Below are 24,989 nucleotides of genomic sequence, written 5' to 3'. Positions count from 1 at the left end.
CGAGATGCGAGACCATATTCAAAAACTTGAAACATCTCTCGACTGCGCTCGAGATGACAAAACTAAAGAAACCATGAAAATAGCCATTATAGGAGCGGGAAATTTGGGAATGGCCATTGCCAAAGGCATTTTGCACAGCAACGGAGCCACCACAATGTACCTCACCAAACGGAACACCGAATCCATCAAGGAATTTGAAAAATACGGCAATGTAACCGTCACTTCGGATAACCAAGAAGCAGTCAAAAATTCGGACATCCTTGTTTTTGCGGTGCAACCGGGGCATTTTGCCTCCATTTTGGAAGAAACCAAAGACCTGCTCACCGAAAAGCACGTGGTGATCAGCACCATTACGGGTTTCCGCATTCCGAAAATCGAGGAAATCATAGGCAATGATAAATTCATTATCCGAAGTATGCCCAACACGGCTATTTCTGTGGGTAAGTCAATGACCTGTATTTGTAGTAACGAGCCCGGCAAAAAACGGGTTGACTTGGCCAAGGCCATTTTTAACCGCATGGGTCATACCATGGAAATTCCAGAAGATCAAATGCAGGCGGCAACGGTGATTTGTGCCAGCGGTATTGCTTTTTGGATGCGTTTGATTCGTGCCACAACACAAGGGGCCATACAATTGGGGTTTGATGCAAAAGAAGCTCAAGAACTGGCCATGCATACCTGTAATGGGGCCGCAAGTCTATTAATTGAATCCGGCAGTCATCCCGAAGAAGAAATAGATCGCGTGACCACGCCAAAAGGATGCACCATTGAAGGCTTGAACGAAATGGAACACCAAGGATTGAGCTCATCATTGATCAAGGGAATTGTTTCCTCATTTGAAAAAATAAGCCAAATCAGAAAAGGATAAAAATGTTAGGTCGAGCTGTCACATCGAGCGGAGTCGAGATGCGAGACCTTTATTGAAGAAAAATATAAAAACACCTCTCGACTGCGCTCGAGGTGACAAATAAAAGATTATGAAACTATTCGACGTATATCCACTTTATGATGTCACTCCCGTAAAGGCTAAAGGCATTGAGGTCTGGGATGATAAAGGAGAAAAATACTTGGATTTTTATGGAGGACACGCCGTAATTTCCATTGGTCACACACATCCACATTACGTAAAACGTATCAAGGAGCAATTGGACAACATGGCGTTTTACAGCAATTCTGTCCAAAATCCGTTGCAAAAGGAATTGGCCAAAAAATTAGGAGAAATGTCCAGCTGTGAGGACTACGATCTTTTTATGTGTAATTCAGGGGCAGAAGCCAATGAAAATGCCTTAAAAATGGCCTCTTTTCACACCGGAAAATCCAAAGTAATCGCTTTCACCAATAGTTTTCATGGGAGAACCTCAGCCGCCGTTGCCGCAACGGACAATCCGAGCATCAATGCACCCATCAACAAACAACAAGAGGTTACTTTTTTGCCTTTGAACGATAAAGAGGCTTTTGAAAAAGCAATCACCTCCGATAACTATTGTGCCGTAATTTTGGAAGCCATTCAAGGAGTAGGTGGATTGGACGAACCTACCACAGAATTCTTCCAGTACATTGCTGAAAAATGTAAAGAAAACAATGTGGTTCTTATTGCCGATGAAGTACAATCAGGCTACGGACGAAGTGGTAAATTCTTCGCTTTTCAGCATCATGGAATCAAACCTGATATCATTTCTATTGCCAAGGGTATGGGAAACGGTTTTCCTGTTGGTGGTATCTTGATTCATGACTCTTTTAAACCCTCCTACGGACTTTTGGGCACCACCTTTGGCGGTAACCATCTGGCCTGTGCAGCATGTCTTGCGGTTCTGGAAGTTTTGGAGGATGAAAATTTGATGGACAACGCTGCTGAACTCGGTGCTTATTTTAAGGAAAAAGCGGCAGAGATACCACAAATCAAAAACGTAAAAGGAAAAGGATTGATGATAGGTCTGGAGTTTGACTTCGAAATCGCCGACCTAAGAAAAAAAATGATTTTGGAACAGCATATGTTCACGGGAAGTGCCAAAAACAAAAAATTATTGCGCTTCTTGCCTGCCTTGAACATCACCAAAGAAGACATAGACCTATTTTTTGAAGCGCTGAAAAAAACATTATAATGAAGCATTATTTAACAGTAAACGATATAGCATCCCTGCCCGATTGGGTGGACGAAGCCATAACACTAAAAAAAGACCCCTATCAGTTTGAAGATTTGGGCAAACGAAAAACAATCTGTTTGTTGTTTTTCAACAATAGTCTTAGGACACGCTTAAGTACACAAAAAGCGGCCATGCACCTTGGTATGGAAGTAATGATCATGAATTTCGGGAACGAAGGCTGGGCTTTGGAATATGGTGATGGCACCGTAATGGACAAAGGTACCTCGGAACACATTAAAGAAGCTGCACAAGTGGTTTCACAATATTCCGACATTGTGGCCATAAGAGCGTTTGCGGGATTGGTCGAAAAAGAAAAGGATGAAGCGGAGGAAGTCATCAACGGGTTCGCCAAGTATGCGACAATCCCCGTGGTAAATATGGAAAGTTCGGTGGGACACCCGCTTCAGGCTTTGGCAGATGCCATCACCTTGAAGGAAAACGAAACCAAAAAGAGGCCCAAAATCGTGCTTTCTTGGGCTCCGCACCCAAAAGCATTGCCGCACGCCGTAGCTAATTCATTTATTCAGATGATGAAGAAGCAGGAGGCGGATTTCGTGATTACGCATCCCAAAGGATATGAACTTAATCCAGAATTGACCCAAGGATGCCAAATAGAATACGACCAAGACAAAGCATTGGAGGATGCCGATTTTGTCTACGTAAAAAACTGGAGCAGCTATGCTGATTATGGCAAAGTACTGAGTACCGATAAAAATTGGACCATCACAAAAGACAAATTGGGAAAAGCCAAGTTTATGCACTGTCTTCCTGTTCGAAGAAACATGATCGTGGAAGATGCCGTTTTGGACAGTGAACAATCCTTAGTAGTGGAACAAGCAAAAAACAGGATTTTCTCAGCTCAAATTGTATTAAAGAAAATATTGGAAGACAAATGAAACTAAAGGATAAGGTCTGTATTGTAACTGGCGCAACAAGTGGCATGGGAAAAGCCATAGCCGAGGCACTTTCTTGTGAAGGAGCCAATTTGGTGCTTTCGGGCAGAAACCAAGAAAGCGGTAAAGCGTTGGAAAACAATCTTGGCAATGCCGTATTTGTTCCAGGAGATGTTACCGATCCATCTTACAACAAAAAACTGGTCGATACAGCGATGGAAACTTTTGGCAAGCTGGATATCCTTTCGTTGAATGCTGGTGTTCTCGGTATTGGAAATGTTGAGAATCTTTCTATTGATTTATGGCGTAAGACCATCGACACCAATTTGAGTTCCATATTTTATCTTTGTAAATATGCGCTCCCCTACTTACAGAAAGAACCGCAAGGCAATATTTTGATCAATGCATCCATTGCCGCCTTTAAGAGTTTCCCGAATCACCCGGCTTATTGCGCTTCAAAAGCAGCAGCTGTTGCCTTAACTAAGCAAATGGCAGTTGATTATGCCCCAAAAATTAGAGTGAACGCTATTTGTCCCGGTCCCGTAGACACTCCCTTATTGTGGGAATCTGCCAAAGCATTTGAGCAACCGGACACCGCTGTGGAAAATGCGAAAAAGACTACACTGTTAAAAAGGTTGGGCACACCTGAAGATATTACTAAACTTGTGCTTTTTTTGGTTTCTGATGATAGTTCTTGGATTACGGGAACCACAGTGACCATAGATGGAGGGATTATAAATACATAAAATGAAACAAAAATTATCCGTAGTGAAAATAGGCGGTAACCTAATAGAGGACGCAGCGGTGTGCAAGCACGTATTGGGACTGTTCTCTAAAATGGACGGCAACAAAATTTTGGTCCACGGAGGTGGAAATAAAGCCACAGAACTGGCCCATCAAATGGGGGTGGAATCCAAAATGGTAAACGGAAGACGTATTACCAACGCAGAAACCTTGGACATAGCGCTAATGGTATACGGAGGATTATACAGTAAAAAAATAGTGGCCAACTTGCAATCTCTGGGTACCGATGCCATTGGAATGAGCGGTGCCGACGCAAACGCCATTCTAGCACACAAAAGACCAAAAAAAAATATCGATTTTGGCTTTGTCGGCGACGTGGACATGGTGAATACCTACGGAGTTTTTAAACTACTGCAGGCAGGCTTTACGCCGATTTTCTGTGCCCTCACCCACGATGGAAAAGGACAAATGCTCAACACCAATGCCGATACTATCGCGGCGGAACTGGCCATTGCCATGTCCGACCAGTTTGAAACCACTCTTTACTATTGCTTCGAAAAAAAAGGAGTGCTCGAAGATATTGAGGACGAAAACTCCGTGATTCAGCATATTGACTCCAAAGGGTATGACGAACTTTTGGCCTATGGGATTATTGCGGATGGTATGCTTCCCAAAATGCACAATTGTTTTTATGCCCTGCGCAACAAGGTATCCAAAGTTTGCGTAGGAAACACCACTATGCTCGAAGCAGGTAATTCAGATTATACCACATTAACCTTATGAAAATCGACCAAGATATATTAACGAAAAAAGCCATTGAACTGCTGAAAAAACTTATCAGCACACCTTCCTTTTCAGGGGAAGAGGATAAAACGGGGGATGCCATTGAGGAATTTCTACAGGGATTTGGGGTGGAAACAAAAAGACAACACAACAACATTTATGCGTTCAACAAACATTTTGATGAAAGCAAACCAACCTTGTTGCTCAACTCACACCACGATACCGTAAAACCGAACAGTGCTTATACCAAAGACCCCTTTGATGCCCATATTGAGGATGGTAAATTGTACGGACTTGGCAGTAATGATGCAGGTGGATGCTTAGTATCACTTTTGGCCACTTTTGTTCATTTTTATGAAAACGAAAACCTGAGTCATAATATAATTATGGCTGCCACGGGTGAAGAAGAGGATGCTGGTGAAAAAAGTATCCGCGCTTTGCTTCCCATACTACCCAAAATTGATGTGGCCGTTGTGGGCGAACCCACCTTAATGGATTTGGCCATTGCAGAAAAGGGGTTGGTGGTTTTTGATGCCGTTGTGGAGGGAACTCCATCACACGCTGCGCACCCCAACGACCATAATTCTATTTACAACACCATTGAAGTATTACAATGGCTCAAAGATTATTCCTTTGATAAAGTTTCTGATGCTTTGGGCGAAGTAAAACTGACCACAACCCAAATCAGCGCAGGAAACCAGCATAACGTAGTACCTGGCCACGTGGATTTGGTGATTGATGTTCGGGTGAACGATTGTTACAGTAATCAGGAAATAGCGGATATCCTTCAGAAGGAAGCACCGTGCAAAATGACGCCTCGTTCTTTACGATTGAACTCATCTTCCATAGACCCAGACCACGATTTGGTAAAAAGTGGATTGGCCTTGGGTAGAAAAACTTATGGTTCCCCGACCTTGTCCGATCAAGCCGCTTTGACCTGTCAATCGGTAAAATTGGGGCCTGGTGACAGTACACGCTCCCACTCTGCAAACGAATTTATCTTTGTAAAAGAAATAGAGGAAGGAATAGATATTTACATTAAAATTCTTATGGGATTTTTGCAATAACTAAAATACAATGATCAATTAGCAATTTACATTGACCAATTGTTTATTGATAATTGACAACTGATAATTGAATAGTATGAAACTCTGGGACAAAGGATTCAGTACCGATAAAAAAATAGACCATTTTACCGTTGGCAACGACCGTGAACTGGATTTAGTATTGGCAAAATATGACGTGATCGCTTCCAAGGCACACGCCAAAATGCTGGGCAAAGTAGGTTTGATTACAGAAGAAGAGGGCAAAGACTTGGTAAAAGCATTGGATGCCATAGCCAAGGATATTGAAAAGGGAAAATTTATCATCGAGGATGATTTCGAGGACATGCACTCGAAAATTGAGTTTATCCTGACCGAAAAATTGGGAGATACCGGTAAAAAAATTCATTCTGCCCGTTCTCGAAACGACCAAGTTTTGGTCGCCATGCAATTGTTCCTTAAAGATGAGTTGACCGAAATTAAAACTCAGGTAAAAACACTGTTTGACTTATTAATGAAACTAGCGGACAAGCACAAAAATGTTTTGCTGCCGGGATACACCCATCTGCAAATCGCAATGCCTTCCTCTTTTGGGCTCTGGTTTTCTGCCTATGCCGAGAGCTTGGTGGATGATCTATACTTTGTACAGGCCGCCCATAAAGTTACCGATCAAAACCCTTTGGGAAGTGCCGCCGGTTATGGAAGCTCTTTTCCGATCGATAGAAGTTTCACTACAGAAGATATGGACTTTGCCACTCAAAAATACAATGTGGTAGCAGCACAAATGGGTCGTGGCAAAGTGGAAAAAGCCACTGCATTTGGAATATCCAGCGTGGCCGCTACGCTATCCAAAATGGCGATGGACATTTGTTTGTACATGAGTCAGAACTTTGATTTTATCTCCTTTCCGAACGAGCTCACTACGGGGAGCAGCATTATGCCGCACAAGAAAAACCCGGATGTATTTGAATTGATCAGGGGGAAATGCAATAAGATTCAAGCGGTACCGAACCAATTGATCATGATCATGAACAATTTGCCCAGTGGTTACCATAGGGACCTTCAATTGGTGAAGGAAGTTATTGTTCCAGCACTACAAGATATGCACGCCTGTTTGGAAATGATGACATTTAGCCTAAAAGAAATCAAAGTCAACAAAAACATTTTGGACGACCCCAAGTACGATTATCTGTTTAGTGTGGACACCTTGAACGAGCTTGTAAAAAGTGGAATGCCCTTCCGCGATGCCTACAAAACTATGGGCAAAGCCATAGAAAATGGCAATTTTAAACCCAAACGGGATATTGACCACACCCACGAAGGCAGCTTGGGCAATCTGTGTTTGGAGCAGATAAAAAAGAAAATGGAAAAGGTTTTGGCCTAAAATAGATAAATTGGGTTGAAATTTAAGCCTAAGGCTTTCAACTTGATTTTATGTCCATCAGAATTTTACTCGGTTTATTTTTATGTAGTGCTTTTTTTAAATTTTCATTTGCACAGGATGTGTATGCGAAAAATGAATCCGTCGATATCCAAAACTATGTTTTTGGTCTTCATTTGAACGATGCATCCAACGAAATTAAAGGAGAAACACAGGTAAGGGTTCTGTTTAAAGAAAACCCTGCTCCTTTCTCTTTGGACCTCATCCAAAAAAACGGTGCATTTGGTATGGAAGTCACCAAAGTGATGGAAAATAGTTCCCAAGCCAACTATACGTACAACGATAACAAAATCAGCATTGTTCCGAAGAATTCGAAGGATTCCATCCAGACCTACACCATCAAATACCAAGGTGTTCCAGAAAAGGGCTTGGTCATCGACACCACAAAATTTGGGAAGCGTTCCTTTTTTGGCGACAATTGGCCCAACTTGGCGCGGCATTGGCTTCCGTCCGTGGACCATCCGTACGATAAAGCCAGTGTGGAATTCCAGATTACTGCTCCAGACCACTACGATGTGATGGCAACGGGCAAAAAAATGGAAGAAAGCAATCTTGAAAATGGCTATAAACTCACCATTTATAGCGAACCTGCTCCGGTGGCCACTAAAGTGATGACCATCGGTGTCACTGAATTTGCTTCAAGATTGGTGGATAACATTGACGGCATTGAAGTTTCCGCTTGGGTATATCCACAAAACCGTTTAGAAGGTTTCGGTGATTATACCGTTGCAGCAAATGTGTTCGACTACTTCATTGATCATATCGGTCCTTATTCTTATGCAAAACTGGCCAATATGCAAGCCAAGACGCAATGGGGCGGGCTGGAAAATGCCGGCACCATCGCTTATTTTGAAAATTCGGTAACGGGGAACAAAACTGTGGAACCATTGATTGCCCACGAAATCGCCCATCAATGGTTTGGAAATTCTGCTACGGAAAAAAGCTGGAACCATGTTTGGCTCAGCGAAGGCTTTGCTACCTATTTCTGTATCCTGTATTTGGAAAGTGTGTACGGCGATGAGCGCCGAAAAGAGGAACTGGCCATCGATAAACAGCAAATCTTTGACTATTACCGAAAAAATCCTGCTCCCATTGTGGACCTCAGCATCAAAGACCCGATGAAAGTGTTGAGTACCAACACCTACCAAAAAGGAGGATGGGTACTGAACATGCTCCGTCACAGATTAGGTGATGGCGTTTTTTGGGAGGGCATCCGAAACTACTACGCTACGTATCAAAACAGCAATGTACTTACCGAGGATTTTCGGCATATGATGGAACAGGTGTCAGGAGAAGATTTGGAATCATTTTTTCAACAATGGTTGTTTGTTAAGGGCCACCCTCAAATCCAATGGAACTGGGATTACAGCAATGAAAACATCAACCTCAACATAAAGCAATTACAAGACCATCACGTATTTGTATTTCCTTTGGAAATAGGTATAGTAAAAGATGGGAAACTGACCATCAAAACAATCGAGGTGAACCAACGCAACCAAAATATCGCAATCGAAACCAAGGACCAACCTGATTCCATTGTTTTGGATCCCAACGAATGGACTTTGTTCGAGAATATGGGCAAATTGTAAGCTGAAAAAATAATGGACAAGCTAGAACCCGGTGAGTATTACGGAACACATTATCAAAAATCGGCTTATGATAACTTTATTGTTACCGATACCGAGTATACCGAGGAGAAAGTGGATTGGCACTATCACGAAAATCCCTATTTCACCTATCTGCTTCAGGGCAAATTGTTTGAATCCAATAAAAAAGAATCCTATTATTTAGCACCTGGAAATTTGTTGTTCCATAACTGGCAAGATGCACATTACAATATAAAACCAAATGAATTCACACGAGGTTTTCACATTGAAATGAATGAAGATTGGTTTTCCAACTTTGACATCGAATTGTCCAATTTTGAAGGGAGTATCAATTTAAAGAATCCCATAATCAAAAACTCAATGAACCAGATTTTCATTGAGAGTAAAATAAACGACCCCTATTCAAATTTGAGTATTGACAATCATTTGATTGCTATTTTCAATGCTGTAAAAAGTGATAAAGAGGAAAGTTCACAAAAGCCAGCTTGGGTAAATCGATTAAAAGAATTGTTGCTTGAGGAACAAATGGATCATTCCTTAAAAGGATTGAGTTCAGCGCTGGAGATTCATCCAGTACATTTATCAAGGGAATTTAACCGGTATTTTGGAACAAGCCTTGGCAACTACATTCGACTGGTAAAACTGAACAAAGCATTTTGCCTGCTTGCTTCCAACAAATTTTCAATGACAGAAATCTGTTATCAATGTGGTTTCTACGATCAGAGTCATTTCATCTCAAACTTTAAGCGGGTTTATCGTTCCACCCCAACAGCGTTGTTGAAAAAAATTAGCTGATGTTAATTTTATACAATTTTGCTGCTGTATATAGTTTCATCTTTGCTTCTTCATCAAGAATCAATCAAAAAATGGAACTTAAAAGCACCACTACCACCTTTTTCGCACTTCTTTCCTTTAGTCTTTTTAGCCAAGATATGGCCAATTATACCGGGGGTTGGGAAGGAAAAATCAAGACTACAAAGGAATTCAACCTAAAGGTTGCTATAGAAAATCTGGATTCTGAAAATCCTGTTTTCAAGATTTACAACCACAGAAACATCATTGATCAAAAGTTTAAAAAAACCAATTCTCTAGGATTAAAAATCTCTTTTTCCGACAATTATTTTTTTGAAGGCACAGTTTCGGAAAATGGAAAGGAAATCAATGGGTTTATCAAATCCGGGTTACTTCTTTATCACATAAAACTTGTCAAATCCAAGGCCAATACCTTCACGGGAATTTGGAATCTATTGATGGTAGATGAATTGAAGTCACTCGATTTTTATTTGAGTGTGGAAAATGGAAAAGGTAATGATTACCAAGCGTATCCAATTTTAGGGGACAATCGTTTTACGGGAACCTGGTGTTCTAATTTTAAAAAAGAGAATGATGTTATTTATTTTACCGATTTTAAAACCGGGCTTCAATTTAAAGGGCAGCTATTTAAAAATAATATTCACTTAGAGGTTCTTTTAGGAGAGAATTTGCTCACTGAGATAGCCCTACAAAAATCTACAACGGATTGGAAGATTGGCGGCTTTGCCAGTCCAAATAAAACCTCCACGCTAGAGCTTACCGAAATGGAAAACCGTATTGCAAAGGATTCTTACCCGAACACCCATTCCGTTTTAGTTTCAAAAAATGGAAAATTGATTTATGAAAACTATTTTCAAGGGTATGACGCAAATATTCCACACGATATGCGTTCCGCATCCAAAAGCATTTCATCTGCCGTAGTAGGAATAGCTAAAGATGAATTGTTATTTGCCACCGTAGAGCAATCCATCTTCGATTTTCTGCCTGAAAAATATAAGTGCCTCAAAGACAGTTTAAAATCCAAAATAGATATTCAAAGTCTTTTAACGATGAGCTCCGGATTGGATGCTGATGATTATACACAGGAAAGAACTTCATTGGCATCCGAGAACCATTATCAGCCGACTGATGATTGGGCGAAAACAGTATTAAAAGCCCCTATGCTGAACACCCCAAATACAGCCGCCAATTATGGTTCGGCAAATCCGTTTTTACTTGGCATTGCGATGGATTCTGTTGTTTCTGGCCCCTTGGAATTGTTTATGGACCAACACCTTTTTCAAAAACTTAACATCTCAAATTATATCATACAAACAGATTTGCAAGGCACCCCGTATTTTGGCGGCGGAATGTATCTGACTCCAAAAGATATGTTGAAATTTGGCGAACTGTATCTTGCCAAGGGTAAATGGAAAGGAAGGCGTGTAGTTTCCAAAAAATGGGTTGCCAACTCGTTTAAGGAACATCATCATTTAGAAAATGTACCAGATAAAAATGGTTATGGTTATTTGTGGTGGCACCACACCTATCAAGTCAATGGTAAACCCATAAATTCTATTGAGGCCAGAGGAGCTGGTGGGCAATACATTTTTGTGATTCCTGAGTTAAAAACGGTGGCTGTAATAACTTCCGGAAACTACACAAACGGAAAAACTCAACAACCCGAATTGATTTTTGAAAAGCATATTTTGCCTTATCTTAAAAAGTGAATCCATTATGTTGTCAAAACTATATCTGCCCTAAATTGATTTATAACAAAAAAAGAATTAGATTCAAACATCTAACTCAAATCCATTTCTTGTAAAATCAACAATATCTGCAATTGTAACAGCAATAGATGTAGGAGAAGCACATCTTTCAGAAAAACAAGTATCTACTTGTTAAGAACCATAAATACTTGATGCTTACCATTTGGGTAGTTCATGATCAAAAACTATAAATGACAAGCCAACAATTTGACGTGATAATTATAGGAGGCGGTTTGGCTGGATTAACAAGTGCCATTGATTTGTCGCAAAATAATTTCAAGGTGCTACTCATTGAAAAAAACAGTTTCCCCAAGCACAAGGTCTGTGGCGAATATGTGTCCAACGAAGTTTTGCCCTATTTGGAATATTTAGGCTTCAACCCTTTTGAATTTGGGGCAAAGCGCATCACCAATTTTGAACTTACCACACACAACAACAAAACCATACAAGCTGAATTGCCCCTTGGCGGATTCGGAATGAGCCGATACGAAATGGATTTTCAGCTTTATCAGTTAGCACTAAAGCAAAAGGTTACCGTATTGAAGGATACAGTGATTAATGTGATATTTGAGAATGACGTTTTTAGCGTTCAAACTAAATCAGGTCAAAGTTTTACTTCAAAAATCACCATGGGTGCCTTTGGGAAACGATCTAATTTGGACACTACCTTGCAGCGTTCGTTTATCACCAAAAAATCTCCATACTTAGGTGTAAAGATTCATATGTCTGGTAATTTTCCTGAAAATAAGGTTGCACTTCACAATTTTCAAGGTGGCTATTGTGGTGTGTCCAAGGTTGAGAACGACCACATTAATCTATGTTACATCACTAATTATGAAGCATTTAAGCGTTATAAAGATATTGATGCCTTTCAAAATGAAGTTTTATTTAAAAACCTTGTCTTAAAGGAGCTATTTCAGAATTCAAATATTGAATTCGATAAGCCATTGACCATCAGTCAAATATCTTTTGAGACCAAAAATCCCATTGAGAACCATATGATCATGTGCGGCGATTCGGCAGGAATGATTCATCCACTATGTGGAAACGGAATGGCTATGGCGATACGGAGTGCACAATTAGCATCAGGTCTTATTATTGACTATCTTCAAAATAAAATAGATACGCGAGCGGCATTAGAGCGAAAATATGCCAAAGTCTGGAACAAAACGTTCAGCTTTAGATTAAAAGTCGGCCATGGCATTGCCTATTTATTCAGACAAGATTGGTTGGCACCAAAATTACTGGTAGTTTTAAGGAGCACACCTTTTTTGATACCGCTAATTATTAGAATGACACACGGAAAGCCCATGAAAGTTTAATGAACTTATTTGTAGACACCACATACAGAAGCAATGCCACAGAGCTTATGGATGATTTTTCCATGAAGGGTGAATTGCTTCGAGATACGTTGGATAAGCTGGGTAAAATAAATAAATGGCTTGGTGGAAATCATGTGACCTTGGATGGCCTACGCCAATTGCTGAAAAATCAACCCAAAGATAAAACCTATACCATTGTGGATTTAGGTTGTGGTCATGGTGATATACTAAGATTGATTGCGGATTATGGGAGAAAACACAAGTATTCGTTCAATCTCATCGGTATTGATGCGAACCAAGATGCCATTGACTATGCCGTGGAATTATCTGAAGGGTATGATGAACTATCATTTAAAAAGCTGGATGTTTTTTCCGATGAATTTCAAAGTTTGGATTATGACATTGTGCTTTCCACCTTGTTTTTGCATCATTTGAATCAAGATGAAATCCATACCCTACTAAAAACCATACAATCAAAGACAAAGCTTGGCATCGTTATCAATGATCTACACCGCAACAGCATTGCTTATGGATTATTTAAATTATTGGGCCTGGTCATTTCCAACCATATGATTGTAGAAGATGGATTAACCTCTATTTTAAGGGCATTTAAGCGGGAAGAATTAGAAAACATTTCAAAGCAACTGAACCTTAGATCACAAATTTGTTGGAAATGGGCATTCCGCTACCAATGGCTAATTAGGAGTTAATTTAGAATAAAAATTGTCACGCTGAGCTTATAGAAGCGTCTCAAAATAGGAAACAAAAAAGATTCCTGTCTATGCAGGAAATTAATATGGCAGTACGAATAACATCGGTCGCAAAGCAACTTCCAAAATATACCAGAGAAACCAAAGATATTTTACCGTATGTAGCACTTTGGCTCGAAGGACAAGAAGAACGTTTTAAACGCAAAGTCCTCAAGATTTTCGAGAATGCGGCTGTTGACAGGCGTTATTCCATAATGAGCCCAGAGGAAGTGTTTTTAAAAACTTCGTTTGAAGAAAAAAATGACATTTACGTTAGAGAATCCATTAAACTGGCAGAGAAAAGTTTGTTGAAAGCCTTGGATAAAGCCAATTTGGAACCAACAGATTTGGACTATATCATCACGGTGAGTTGCACAGGTATCATGATTCCTTCTTTGGATGCTTATTTGATCAATCGTCTAAAGCTAAAACAGGATATTGTTCGGTTGCCAGTAACCGAGATGGGGTGTGCCGCAGGCGTTTCAGGGATTTTATATGCTAAGAATTTTTTAAAGGCCAATCCCAACAAAAGGGCTGTTGTTATTGCTGTTGAGTCGCCAACCGCAACCTTTCAACTCGATGATTACTCGATGGTCAACATTGTGAGTGCGGCCATATTTGGTGATGGTTGTGCAAGTGTTATTCTATCCTCTCACGAGGATGAGGTTGGTCCAGAAATCAAGGATGAAGCCATGTACCACTTTTATGATGCAGAGCATATGATGGGATTTAAATTAAGGAATACCGGGCTACAAATGGTTTTGGACCGATCCGTTCCCCAGACCATAGCAGATCACTTTCCCGATATTATCCATCCTTTTTTAGAGAAAAATGGCCTAACCATTGAAGATATAGATCATTTGGTGTTTCATCCAGGAGGTAAGAAAATTGTTCAAACGGTTGAAGACCTATTCGGTGCTCTTGGCAAAAATATAAATGATACAAAAGAAGTTTTAAGACTATACGGCAATATGAGCAGTGCTACCGTGCTCTATGTTTTGGAACGATTTATGGACCGGCAACTGCCTAAAGGAGATAAAGGAATTATGCTGAGTTTTGGACCAGGTTTTTCCGCCCAGAGAATACTTTTGGAGTGGTGAAAAAATATATACTTTGTCCTGCTGAGCCTGTCGAAGCATTTCATTTTTAGACAACTATGATAAAAGAATTTACAGATAAAAATTATTGGGCCTTGATACTTGGCGGCAGCAGTGGTTTAGGTTTGGCCACGGCAAAAAAATTGGCCAAACATGGCATGAACATTTGTGTTGTACACCGTAATCCTAGAATGCAAGAAGAAGCTATTTCCAAAGAATTTAAAATAATAGAGCAAGAAGGAATACGATTCAAGGCTTTTAACAGTGATGCTTTTCATCAACAGAAAAGAGAGGCCATTGTACAAGAATTGAAATCAATACTAGGCGAAAATCAAAAAATAAAAGTACTCGTCCACAGTGTTGCGAAAGGGAATCTAAAACCTATGGTTTCTGACGAAAAAGCGGAACTACAGCACGATGACTTTACCTTGACCATACAGGCTATGGGAATTAGTTTGTACGACTGGACCAAATCAATTTTTGAAGCACAATTGTTCGCAGCAGATGCACGTATACTAAGTTTTACCAGTGAAGGCAATTCCAAGGCTTGGCAGAGTTATGCCGCCGTTTCGGCAGCCAAGGCGACCCTGGAAGCCATCACCCGAAATATAGCATTGGAGTTTGCACCTTACGGAATTAAGGCCAATTGCATTCAAGCGGGGGTAACGGACACCACCTCTTTACAAATGATTCCCGGAAGTGAACAGATCATTAAACATACATTAAAACGAAATCCAAATAAACGTTTGACCACCCCTGAGGATGTGGCCAACGTGGTTTATTTACTAACAAAGGACGAAGCCGCTTGGATTACGGGAACGGTAATTCCAGTGGATGGAGGGGAACATTTGATTTAAAATGAAGACATCGGAAATCATAGCATTATTACCTTATCAAAGACCGTTTTTGTTTGTGGACGATATTGTTTCCGTCACGGAAAACAACATAGTGGGGCATTATACATTTAAAGATGATGAGTTTTTTTATGAAGGACATTTTAAAAATAATCCAATAACGCCAGGTGTAATACTCACTGAATGTATGGCACAAATTGGTTTGGTTTGTTTAGGAATTTACCTGATGAAAGATGAATTAATGAAAGCCGAAAATCTACAAATAGCCTTGACCTCACATCAAATGGATTTTTATTTGCCCGTTTTACCCGGCAAAAAAGTCCACGTGCATTCCGAAAAGGAAGTGTTTCGATTTAATAAATTAAAATGTAAGGTGAAAATGCTCAACAAGGACGGAGAACTCGTAGCAAGAGGATTAATTTCAGGAATGTTGAAAGTATAATAATTCTAAACCTTCAAAAAAAGATTCCGTTGTCACGCTGAGCTTGTCGAAGCGTACAATTTTGAGATGAAATTTTATTATGTATACATATTGCTTTGTTCGGATAATTCATACTATACCGGTATGACTAATGATTTAGACCGCAGAATAACTCAGCATAACTCTGGACATAGAAAGTTCAATTATACCAGTACAAGATTACCCGTAGAGCTGAAAATGGTCTTTACAATGTACCAATCCATCAGAAGCAATAAAGATTGAAAAACAAATAAAGGGTTGGTCCCGCAGAAAAAAGAAAGCATTGATTGAAGAAAACTGGACTGACTTGGTTGAGTTTTCAAAGAATTATAAAGAACATGGAAACAAAATTAAACCAGATTAGTCATCGTGTAATTATGTGACTAAAAGTAATATGTCACACTGAGCTTGGCGAAGTGTATCATAGAAAGAACGATTTAATTAAAGGAGAAAGTCTTCGACAGGCTCAAACTGACATAAGAGCAATCAATTGTAATTATGAGAAACATATAATGGATAATCAAGGAACTAAATGTCATGCTGAGCATATTGAAGCGTAGTCTAAAAAAATGAAAAACAGAGTCGTAATAACAGGAATGGGAGTAGTTGCACCAAACGGTGTCGGTATTTCACAATTCACGGAAGCCCTAAAAAATGGGACCTCGGGAATCACTTTTCATCAACAATTAAAAGACCTTAATTTTTCGTGTCAAATAGGTGGTATTCCCAATGTTACCAATGAATTACAATCAAAATATTTTACAGATTTACAATTACGAGGATTTAATAGTTCTGGAATATTATATGGTTGTATAGCTGGTATAGATGCCTGGAAAGATGCAGGGTTTTATATGAATCCAGATAGTGAGCTAGATTATGAGACAGGACTCATTTTTGGAACGGGAACATCAGGTGTGGAAAAATTCAGGGAAGCGATTTACAAGCTCGATGATGGACAGGTAAGACGTTTGGGCAGCACAGTGGTACTCCAGACCATGGGCAGCGGAGTTAGCGCATATTTAGGGGGTATGTTGGGGCTGGGCAATCAGGTTACCACAAATTCCTCCGCATGCACCACCGGCACCGAAGCTGTTTTAATGGGATATGACCGGATTAAGAGTGGAAAAGCCAAACGTATGTTGGTGGGGAGCTGCAGCGATCACGGGCCCTACGTTTGGGGCGGGTTTGACGCCATGCGCGTTATGACCTACAAACACAATGGTGATCCTGAAAAAGGTTCGCGACCCATGAGCGCCTCGGCATCAGGTTTTGTACCTGGGAGTGGCGCAGGGGCTTTGGTTTTGGAGTCTTTGGAATCCGCTTTGGAACGCGGTGCAAACATTTATGCCGAAGTTCTTGGCGGTGAAGTCAATTCTGGCGGGCAACGCCAAGGCGGTACCTTGACCGCACCAAATCCGGAGGCGGTACAACGATGTATAAAAAATGCCCTGAAGCAATCGAAAATAAATTCGAGTGAAATAGATGTCATAAATGGGCATCTTACGGCTACTTCCAAGGATGCGCTAGAAATTGAAAATTGGACCAAGGCATTGGGGAGAAAAGATGGGGATTTCCCCTTCATCAATTCTACCAAATCATTGGTAGGTCATTGTTTGGCCGCAGCAGGTGCTATTGAATGCGTGGCCAGTGTTATTCAACTCAAAGAACAGTTTGTGGCGCCCAACCTGAATTGCGAAGACCTTCATGAAGACATCAAGGAACTGATACCCACTTCCAAAGTCCCTACACAATCCATAAATGGCAATGTTGATATAGTGGCCAAAGCCAGTTTTGGTTTTGGAGATGTGAATGTCTGTGTTTTATTTAAGCAATTTATACCGTAACTTACATTTCAAAAAATATGACGAAGGAACAATTAATTGCCAAACTAAAACCTATAATTGAACCCTACATTCAAGATGAGGAGGCTTTCAAAAACTTATCCGAAGACACGGATTTTGTGAAGGACCTCAAGATAAACTCGGCGAACCTTGTGGATATCATTTTGGATATTGAGGACGAATTTGATATTCGATTGGAAAATGAGGATATGGAGCAAATGCTGAACGTAAAGTCTGCCATGGGCATTGTTACTTCAAAACTTGAAAACTAATGGTCGGCAATGATATCGTTGATCTTCATGAAGCACAGCTTGCTTCAAATTGGGAACGACCACGATTCTTGAATAAACTTTTTACGGAATCCGAACAACGGTATATCCAGGATGCCAAAAACCCATTTCAAATGGTTTGGCGATTATGGAGCATGAAAGAGGCTTCGTATAAATTATACACGCAACAGTATCCTAGGCGTTTTTATGATCCCAAGGGATTCGAATGTACCTTTCAGAATAATTCCGGAACCGTAAAATTCAAGGGGTTCCAATCTTATGTTGAAACCAAGGAAACCTCAAACTATATCATCTCCGAAGCAAGACTGCATATACAAAAGTGGAGTTCCAAAGTTGTAAAATTTAAAACCGTAGATCAACAAGACCAAAGTGAAGAACTAAAAACAAGACTGTTGAACTATGTCGGTAGCGCTTATCAGCTACAAAAGAGCGAATTGGACATTCCCACCTTGAATAACGGAAAAGAACAGTTCCATATTAGCTTAACCCATCATGGATGTTACGGTGCCTTCGCCATAGGCTGATTGTTGAAAGATTTGCAAACATCATGATATCTAATGAATCTAAAAGCACAAAACTTGTTTTGAACAAAAACTGACTTCATAAGAAAAATATTACTTTTTATCGAAATGTTTTTTCACGTTAGCTTTTAAAAATGTAAGTTTCCACACCTAAACTAACGCATGAAAAAATTCTACTTCTCAATTCTTTTGGGCCTTGCTTATTTTATCGTATCTGCCCAAACGAAATTTATCACTACTTGGAAGACCGACAATCCAGGAGTATCAGCGGACAACCAAATTACAATTCCAACATATGCTGGAAATTATGGAGAAGTAATTATTAATTGGGGGGATGGAACTATTTCAACACTTACCAATGCCTATAATCCCTCTCACGTTTATGATGTTCCTGGTGTTTACACAATTGAAATCACCGGGAATTTTCCTGGTTTATATTTTAATAATGGTGGAGATAGGGAGAAACTATTGTCCGTTGATCAATGGGGCTCAATAGAATGGGTAACTATGCAGTCTTCTTTTAGTGGTTGTACAAATCTCGACTTACTTGCCAATGATACCCCCAATATTTCCCAAGTTACATCAATGGCTTTTGCTTTTGCTAATTGTAATTCGATGTTGGGAACACCTGCTATAAATGATTGGGATGTTTCCAATGTAACAAATATGGATAGTGCTTTTGCTCAATGTTTTCTGTTCAATCATGATATCGGAAAATGGGATGTTTCTAATGTCAAATACTTAGCAAACATGTTCCAAGAAGCAAATACCTTCAATCAGGACATAGGTAATTGGAATGTTAGCAATGTAGAATCTATGTGGGGTATGTTTGCTGGTGCCGATTCGTTCAATCAAAATATTGGTGATTGGGATATTTCCAATGTCATTTCAACAGGTTGGATGTTTATTTCGGCCAAATCTTTTAACCAAGATATTGGAGGATGGAATGTTAACAATGTCGTTAATATGGCCCAAATGTTCTCAGGTGCAGATAATTTTGATCAAAACTTAGGCGAATGGAATATATCAAACGTAACCAATATGCAAGATATGTTTGATAGAACAGGCTTGTCCCAAGAAAACTATGACAATACCTTGAATGGTTGGACAAGTTTGCCTTCATTACAGGAAGGTGTTGAATTCAATGCTGGCAGCAGCACTTATTGCAATGGTGAATCTGCAAGGTTTAAGTTAATCAATGAATATAATTGGGCGATAACTGATGCAGGAAAAGGTGACTGCCCATTTGTGACCACTTGGAAAACCGATAACCCTGGAATTTCGGCGGACAATCAAATTACAATTCCAACATTTCCGGGTGAGACCTATAACTACTCGGTTGATTGGGGCGATGGTACTTCCGATTCAAATGTGGAAGGCAATATTACACATACCTATGCAACACCAGGAACTTATCAAGTTTCTATAAGTGGCGATTTTCCAAGAATATATTTTAATGATTTATCCTTCGATGAAGCAACCAATGATAGTGATAAAATAATGGAAGTGAATCAATGGGGCTCTATCGAATGGACATCAATGGAATCTGCATTTCATGGTTGTGCTAATTTGGATGTTACAGTTTTGGATCTTCCAGATTTTAGTCGGGTCACTAGTCTAGTGTATATGTTCAGAGGATGTAGGTCACTTATAGGAAACGAATCGATGAATTCTTGGGACGTATCCAATATCACCAATCTAACAGCTGCATTCAACACAACGGATTTATTCAATCAAGACATTTCGAATTGGGATGTTTCCAATGTCACCAGTTTAAATGGAACCTTTGCGGAAGCCAAGGCTTTTAGTCAAAACTTAAATGACTGGGATGTAAGCAGCGTAACCAACCTTGGAGTTGTTTTTGGATATGCATCTTCCTTTAATCAACCCTTGAACAATTGGGATGTTTCGAAAGTCTCGGACTTTCATTCGGCATTTGCTGGGACACCTTTTAATCAACCTTTGAACAATTGGGATACCTCAAGTGCAAGCACAATGGGTGGAATGTTTTCGGATGCCGTCAATTTTAATCAAGATATTGGAAATTGGAATGTGTCTTCAGTGGAATATTTTGGAGCCATGTTTCAAAATGCCAGTTCTTTTAATCAAGATATTTCAAATTGGGATACCTCAAGTGTAATCGAAATGAGTGGAATGTTTGGTGGTGCAACTTCTTTTGACCAAAACTTAGGAGAGTGGGAAATAAGTAATGTGACCAATATGGTTTACCTTTTTTTAAATGCAGGATTATCCTTGGATAATTACGACAAAACATTGATTGGTTGGAATAGCTTGCCCTTAAAACAAAACAATGTTGTTTTGAACGCTGGCTCAAGTCAATATTGTGATTCTGAAGAAGCACGACAGAGCTTAATTGATGATTTTGGGTGGACCATTGTTGATGGAGGTAAAGCACCCTTATGCAACGAGGACAATGATGCCGATGGGGTTTTTGATCATTTGGACCTTTGTTTGAATACCAATCCAGATGCTGTTGTGGATGATTATGGCTGTGAAATTATTCCCGAGGATGCCGTCCAAGTATATGTTTTGACTCCTAGTTGTGTTGATAGTGCGGATGGCGCAGTAAACCTCTCGATGACTGTACCTGGCCATTTGATGGATATTTCCATATCTGGTGGTGATGCTTACTCCAACCAATTTGAAGATGTCGCATCGGGACAGGAGTTTGAAATTGGTGGCCTATCACCCGGAACATACACTATTTCGATAACGGTGCCTGAAATTCTATTCGAACAAACGTATGGGGTTACTGTAAACAATCTATCGTCAGTTACCGGTAAAAGAACATCGACCGATTCTGAGAAGGGTACCGTGGTGTACGAGGTCACTGGAAGTAAAAATTATGAAGTCAGCGTGAATGGAGAAAAACAGAACTATACTTTTGGGGATACTGGAAAGCAAACCATTGAACTAAACAGCTTGTTTGGTCAGAATGAAATTTCAATTTCAGGCACAAGTGACTGTCAAGGAATTGTGTCCGATAGTTTTTTTATGGGAGATATCATTCAAGTGTATCCGACCATAACATCATCCGAAGTGAATATCCTAACCAAGAAAAAAACACTTAACGCAAAAGTTTTTGGAATGGATGGACGACTCGTCAAGGAAATCGATTATAAACAGAGTGATAAAAATATAGATGTTTCCACCTTCAAATCAGGAGTTTATTTCTTGCAAATGCTAGTTGATGGGCGATTGGAAACCGTAAAAATTATTAAGCGATGAAAAGAAAGAAATCAATTTCGCGAATTATATATGGTTGTATTGTTGTGCTATTGTCTTCCTGCGGTGGCGGTGATGGTGGAGAACAACCCTCACCAGAACCCGAGCCAACCAATGATTTACCTATGGCAGTTACGGGAACATTGCCCGCGAATGGGGAACCCTGCTCAGATTATGAAGAAGTGCCTTCGGATGAATCCAAGGTTTTGATTGCCTTTAATTGGAATGAGGCCCAATTTGCCGATAGTTATGAATTGGCAGTGTTGGAGGGCAGTTCCGAGATTTTTAAAAATACGTATTCCAACGTAGAGACCCAGGTGGAGCTGCAAAGAGGAAAAACCTATACTTGGTCTGTTACGGCAATCAATGAGTTTGGGGAAACATCGGGAAGCACATATTCTTTTGCCACCCCTGGAATACCATTGGGCAATTATGCTCCCTACGCCGCAGAAATCAGCGTTGATTTCGATACCGAAACCATGGAAATGTCGGTTAGTTGGTTGGGTAAAGACGAGGATGGAGATACCTTGGTTTATGATGTAAAAGTGTTAGAGAACAATAACACCCTGTTTGAAGAAGTGGATTATTCCACGGATTCCCTGGGACCGATACAGTTTGTAAGTGGAGAAACCTATGTGGTTGAGGTGATTTCAAAAGATACCAGTGGTAACTTTTCAATTTCTAATATTGCCATACAAGCTCCTGATTAAAATCCAATAAGAATTGGTGAAAACACCTTGTTCATTACGGTGCATATCCATATTGGAGGTCATAGGGAACAAAGCGAAGAGCTAAAGAAAAGACTGCTCTATGGTATTTCTTCATCATATCAGTTAAAACATTCCCACCTTGACCAATGGAAGAAAACAGTTCCATATCAGTTTGACCCATCATGGAGGTTACGGTGCCTTTGCCATAGGATGGTTATAAAATCTAACAATCCAAAAAGGGCATTGGCACATTCCAGCTGGAATTTTAATTCGAAAAATGTCTATTTGACAATTTAAGCTGCTCAATTGTGTTTCATTGTTAAAAAACAAAGTAAATCATTACTTTTACCGCACTAAACAAACAATGATTAACCGAGCCTTTTCAACCCCCGTTTTCATGGCCCTTGCCATGTTCTTTTGCGCGCTTTCGTATGCCCAAAAGAAAAATGCCGAATACAAAATTCACCTGTTCAAAACCGACGAAACCTTTACCATAGACGGTATCGGCGACGAAGCAACCTGGCAAAAGACAGAAGCCGCTAAGGACTTTTTTATGGTCTTGCCGATGGACGACCGCAAGGCCACCCAGCCCTCGGAAGTGAAGATGGCCTACGATGACCGACAACTCTACCTCTTGGCCACTTTTTTCAAAACCCCAGGGAACACCTATGTCGTGGAATCGCTCCGAAGGGATTTTTCCTTTGGGGGGAACGATAATTTTTTGTTGTTCATGGACCCGTTCAACAATCAGACTACGGGCTTTAGTTTTGGGGCAAACGCCTATGGAGCTCAATGGGATGGCACTATGTCCAACGGTGGCAGCATAGACCTCAACTGGGACAGTAAATGGGTATCCGAAGTACAGAGTTATGAAGACAAATGGGTCGTGGAAATGGCAATTCCCTTTAAATCCATCCGATATGAAAAAGACGTAACCGAGTGGGGCATTAATTTCTCCAGGCTGGATCTGAGCACCAACGAAAAATCGAGCTGGACACCCATTCCAAGGCAGTTTCCAACGGCCTCTTTGGCCTACACGGGCACAATGGTGTGGGACAATCCCCCACCAAAACAAGGACTCAACTACTCCCTCATTCCCTACGTTTTGGGTACTGTTGGCAATTCGACAATCGATAATATTGATTATGATAATGAATTCAAAGTGGGAGGCGATCTAAAATTGGGACTTACCTCATCCTTAAATTTAGATTTAACCATTAATCCCGATTTTTCACAGGTTGAAGCGGACCGCCAAGTAGCCAATTTAACCCGTTTTGAGCTCTTTTTTCCCGAAAGGCGGCAGTTTTTCCTTGAAAATGCCGACCTCTTTGCCAGTTTCGGATACAACGAGATTCGTCCTTTCTTCTCCCGTAGAATTGGTTTGGGCGTACCCATTATTGCAGGTGCACGGGTAAGTGGGAATCTAAACCGTAACCTTCGTTTGGGGGTGATGGATATGCAAACCGACAAAGTGGACGAAACAGGACTACCCAGTCAAAACTTCGCTGTGCTTTCCTTGCAGCAAAAAGTGTTTTCGCGTTCCAATATTGGATTAATGTTCGTGAACAAAGAGTCCTTGGATTATAACTCGCTTGCCGACAGTTTACAGACCCAATACACCAAATTCAACCGAAATCTGGGACTGGAATATAATTTGGCCTCAGCGGACAACCAATACAACGGTAAGGCTTTTGTGCTCAAATCTTTTGGTCCTGATTCATCATACAACGGTTTTGCACAAGGTGCCCATTTGGCCTATAGCAGCCGTAAATGGAACTGGCGTGTTCAACAAGAATATATTTCAGAGAACTTTACCTCGGAAGTGGGTTTTGTACCACGGAACAACTACATCAAATTGGAAGGTTCCGTAGGTCACCTGTTTCTGCCCGCGAGTGAAAAAGTAGTGAGCCATGGTCCCCAGTTCACAGGTTTTTACTACTTCGACCCTCATATGAAATCCACGGATTATGTGTCCATTTTAGGATATGCGGTAAATTTTATGGACCGTAGTTCCTTAAGTGTGGACGTATTTAATGAATATGTACAGCTTTTGGCGCCTTTTGATCCCACCAACACGGGCAAAGAGGAATTGGCAGCAGGTACGCAACACCATTGGAACGGAATCTATATTTCATACAATTCCCGTCCCAAAAGTCTGTTTACCTATAATATGACCACCAGACTGGGCCGTTATTTTTCGGGAGGTTACCGAACCAATATAAACGCCCAGTTGGGCTACCGTTTTCAGCCCTACGTGAGTTTGGGCGCCAACCTCAGCTACAACAATTTGGACTTGCCCGAACCTTGGTACACTACGGATTTTTGGTTGGTGGGCACCGAAGCTGACATTACCTTTACCAACAAATTATTTTGGAATACGCTGTTCCAATACAATGAACAGAGCAACAATTTTGGTATCAACTCCAGGTTGCAATGGCGCTACGCACCTGCCTCCGACCTGTTTCTCGTTTTTAACAACAACGAGCAACTATCCCCACTCGAAGGTAATCTATGGTCGTTGACGCTCAAATTTACGTATTGGTTTAATCGTTGATTATTTTAAATTTTGACCAGTTTCACTGAATCCGTCAACCCAAATGGGGCATTGGTCAATTCTGCGGTTACCTATCTAATTAAATTCTCGAAATTGCTTTAGGATAGGATATGATTTATTTAAAAATAA

General features: G+C 40.4%; 22 protein-coding genes. All 22 read left to right on the top strand.

Going from position 1 to position 24,989, the window contains the following annotated elements:
• The first annotated feature begins 73 nt into the window (after positions 1 to 73).
• The gene (gene proC / locus J4E06_RS04690; protein WP_349522885.1) at positions 74 to 868 is read left to right on the top strand and encodes a pyrroline-5-carboxylate reductase; all 795 of its coding nucleotides are present in this window, start codon (positions 74 to 76) and stop codon (positions 866 to 868) included.
• A gap of 109 nt (positions 869 to 977) precedes the next feature.
• Positions 978 to 2,102, top strand: a complete 1,125-nt coding sequence (locus J4E06_RS04685; protein ID WP_349522884.1) for an aspartate aminotransferase family protein — start codon at positions 978 to 980, stop codon at positions 2,100 to 2,102.
• Positions 2,102 to 3,040, top strand: coding sequence for a Rossmann-fold NAD(P)-binding domain-containing protein (locus tag J4E06_RS04680; RefSeq protein WP_349522883.1), 939 nt, complete (start codon positions 2,102 to 2,104; stop codon positions 3,038 to 3,040). Before J4E06_RS04685 ends, J4E06_RS04680 begins: the two co-directional genes overlap by 1 nt.
• Positions 3,037 to 3,783, top strand: coding sequence for an SDR family NAD(P)-dependent oxidoreductase (locus J4E06_RS04675; protein WP_349522882.1), 747 nt, complete (start codon positions 3,037 to 3,039; stop codon positions 3,781 to 3,783). The genes J4E06_RS04680 and J4E06_RS04675 overlap by 4 nt, the downstream gene beginning before the upstream one ends.
• 1 nt (position 3,784) lies before the next feature.
• On the top strand, positions 3,785 to 4,564 hold the full coding sequence (argB, locus tag J4E06_RS04670; protein ID WP_349522881.1) for an acetylglutamate kinase: 780 nt from the start codon (positions 3,785 to 3,787) through the stop codon (positions 4,562 to 4,564).
• Entirely contained in the window at positions 4,561 to 5,631 is a 1,071-nt protein-coding gene (locus J4E06_RS04665; protein ID WP_349522880.1) for a M20 family metallo-hydrolase, read from the top strand. Before argB ends, J4E06_RS04665 begins: the two co-directional genes overlap by 4 nt.
• A 76-nt stretch (positions 5,632 to 5,707) precedes the next feature.
• The gene (gene argH / locus J4E06_RS04660) at positions 5,708 to 6,991 is read left to right on the top strand and encodes an argininosuccinate lyase (protein WP_349522879.1); all 1,284 of its coding nucleotides are present in this window, start codon (positions 5,708 to 5,710) and stop codon (positions 6,989 to 6,991) included.
• Positions 6,992 to 7,041: 50 nt separating this feature from the next.
• On the top strand, positions 7,042 to 8,637 hold the full coding sequence (locus J4E06_RS04655; RefSeq protein ID WP_349522878.1) for a M1 family metallopeptidase: 1,596 nt from the start codon (positions 7,042 to 7,044) through the stop codon (positions 8,635 to 8,637).
• A 12-nt stretch (positions 8,638 to 8,649) separates the two neighbouring features.
• Entirely contained in the window at positions 8,650 to 9,450 is an 801-nt protein-coding gene (locus J4E06_RS04650; RefSeq protein ID WP_349522877.1) for a helix-turn-helix domain-containing protein, read from the top strand.
• 71 nt (positions 9,451 to 9,521) lie between these two features.
• Positions 9,522 to 11,177, top strand: a complete 1,656-nt coding sequence (locus tag J4E06_RS04645) for a serine hydrolase domain-containing protein (protein ID WP_349522876.1) — start codon at positions 9,522 to 9,524, stop codon at positions 11,175 to 11,177.
• A 230-nt stretch (positions 11,178 to 11,407) separates the two neighbouring features.
• Positions 11,408 to 12,538, top strand: a complete 1,131-nt coding sequence (locus J4E06_RS04640; RefSeq protein WP_349522875.1) for an NAD(P)/FAD-dependent oxidoreductase — start codon at positions 11,408 to 11,410, stop codon at positions 12,536 to 12,538.
• On the top strand, positions 12,538 to 13,248 hold the full coding sequence (locus J4E06_RS04635) for a methyltransferase domain-containing protein (RefSeq protein ID WP_067031778.1): 711 nt from the start codon (positions 12,538 to 12,540) through the stop codon (positions 13,246 to 13,248). The genes J4E06_RS04640 and J4E06_RS04635 overlap by 1 nt, the downstream gene beginning before the upstream one ends.
• Positions 13,249 to 13,334: 86 nt before the next feature.
• On the top strand, positions 13,335 to 14,387 hold the full coding sequence (locus tag J4E06_RS04630; protein WP_349523034.1) for a type III polyketide synthase: 1,053 nt from the start codon (positions 13,335 to 13,337) through the stop codon (positions 14,385 to 14,387).
• Between the two features lie 56 nt (positions 14,388 to 14,443).
• Positions 14,444 to 15,241, top strand: a complete 798-nt coding sequence (locus tag J4E06_RS04625; protein ID WP_349522874.1) for an enoyl-ACP reductase FabI — start codon at positions 14,444 to 14,446, stop codon at positions 15,239 to 15,241.
• A gap of 1 nt (position 15,242) precedes the next feature.
• A complete protein-coding gene (locus J4E06_RS04620) occupies positions 15,243 to 15,680 on the top strand; it encodes a 3-hydroxyacyl-ACP dehydratase FabZ family protein (RefSeq protein WP_349522873.1) in 438 nt (145 codons plus the stop codon).
• Between the two features lie 66 nt (positions 15,681 to 15,746).
• A complete protein-coding gene (locus tag J4E06_RS04615; protein ID WP_349522872.1) occupies positions 15,747 to 15,941 on the top strand; it encodes a GIY-YIG nuclease family protein in 195 nt (64 codons plus the stop codon).
• 326 nt (positions 15,942 to 16,267) lie between these two features.
• Positions 16,268 to 17,542 carry a beta-ketoacyl-[acyl-carrier-protein] synthase family protein gene (locus J4E06_RS04610; protein ID WP_349522871.1) on the top strand — a complete coding sequence of 425 codons (1,275 nt, stop codon included), beginning with the start codon at positions 16,268 to 16,270 and terminating at the stop codon, positions 17,540 to 17,542.
• 17 nt (positions 17,543 to 17,559) lie between these two features.
• Positions 17,560 to 17,811 (top strand): acyl carrier protein, encoded by a 252-nt coding sequence (locus J4E06_RS04605; protein ID WP_349522870.1) that lies wholly within the window; start codon positions 17,560 to 17,562, stop codon positions 17,809 to 17,811.
• Positions 17,811 to 18,353 carry a 4'-phosphopantetheinyl transferase family protein gene (locus tag J4E06_RS04600; RefSeq protein ID WP_349522869.1) on the top strand — a complete coding sequence of 181 codons (543 nt, stop codon included), beginning with the start codon at positions 17,811 to 17,813 and terminating at the stop codon, positions 18,351 to 18,353. The genes J4E06_RS04605 and J4E06_RS04600 overlap by 1 nt, the downstream gene beginning before the upstream one ends.
• Positions 18,354 to 18,512: 159 nt before the next feature.
• Positions 18,513 to 21,599 carry a BspA family leucine-rich repeat surface protein gene (locus J4E06_RS04595; RefSeq protein WP_349522868.1) on the top strand — a complete coding sequence of 1,029 codons (3,087 nt, stop codon included), beginning with the start codon at positions 18,513 to 18,515 and terminating at the stop codon, positions 21,597 to 21,599.
• The gene (locus J4E06_RS04590; protein ID WP_349522867.1) at positions 21,596 to 22,306 is read left to right on the top strand and encodes a hypothetical protein; all 711 of its coding nucleotides are present in this window, start codon (positions 21,596 to 21,598) and stop codon (positions 22,304 to 22,306) included. The genes J4E06_RS04595 and J4E06_RS04590 overlap by 4 nt, the downstream gene beginning before the upstream one ends.
• Positions 22,307 to 22,703: 397 nt before the next feature.
• On the top strand, positions 22,704 to 24,860 hold the full coding sequence (locus J4E06_RS04585) for a DUF5916 domain-containing protein (protein WP_349522866.1): 2,157 nt from the start codon (positions 22,704 to 22,706) through the stop codon (positions 24,858 to 24,860).
• Positions 24,861 to 24,989: the final 129 nt, after the last annotated feature.

The organism is Allomuricauda sp. NFXS6, from assembly GCF_040148835.1.
Lineage (GTDB): Bacteria > Bacteroidota > Bacteroidia > Flavobacteriales > Flavobacteriaceae > Flagellimonas.
The sequence above is the reverse complement of the archived record's forward strand: the minus strand, read 5'-3'. Positions and strand labels throughout refer to the sequence as shown.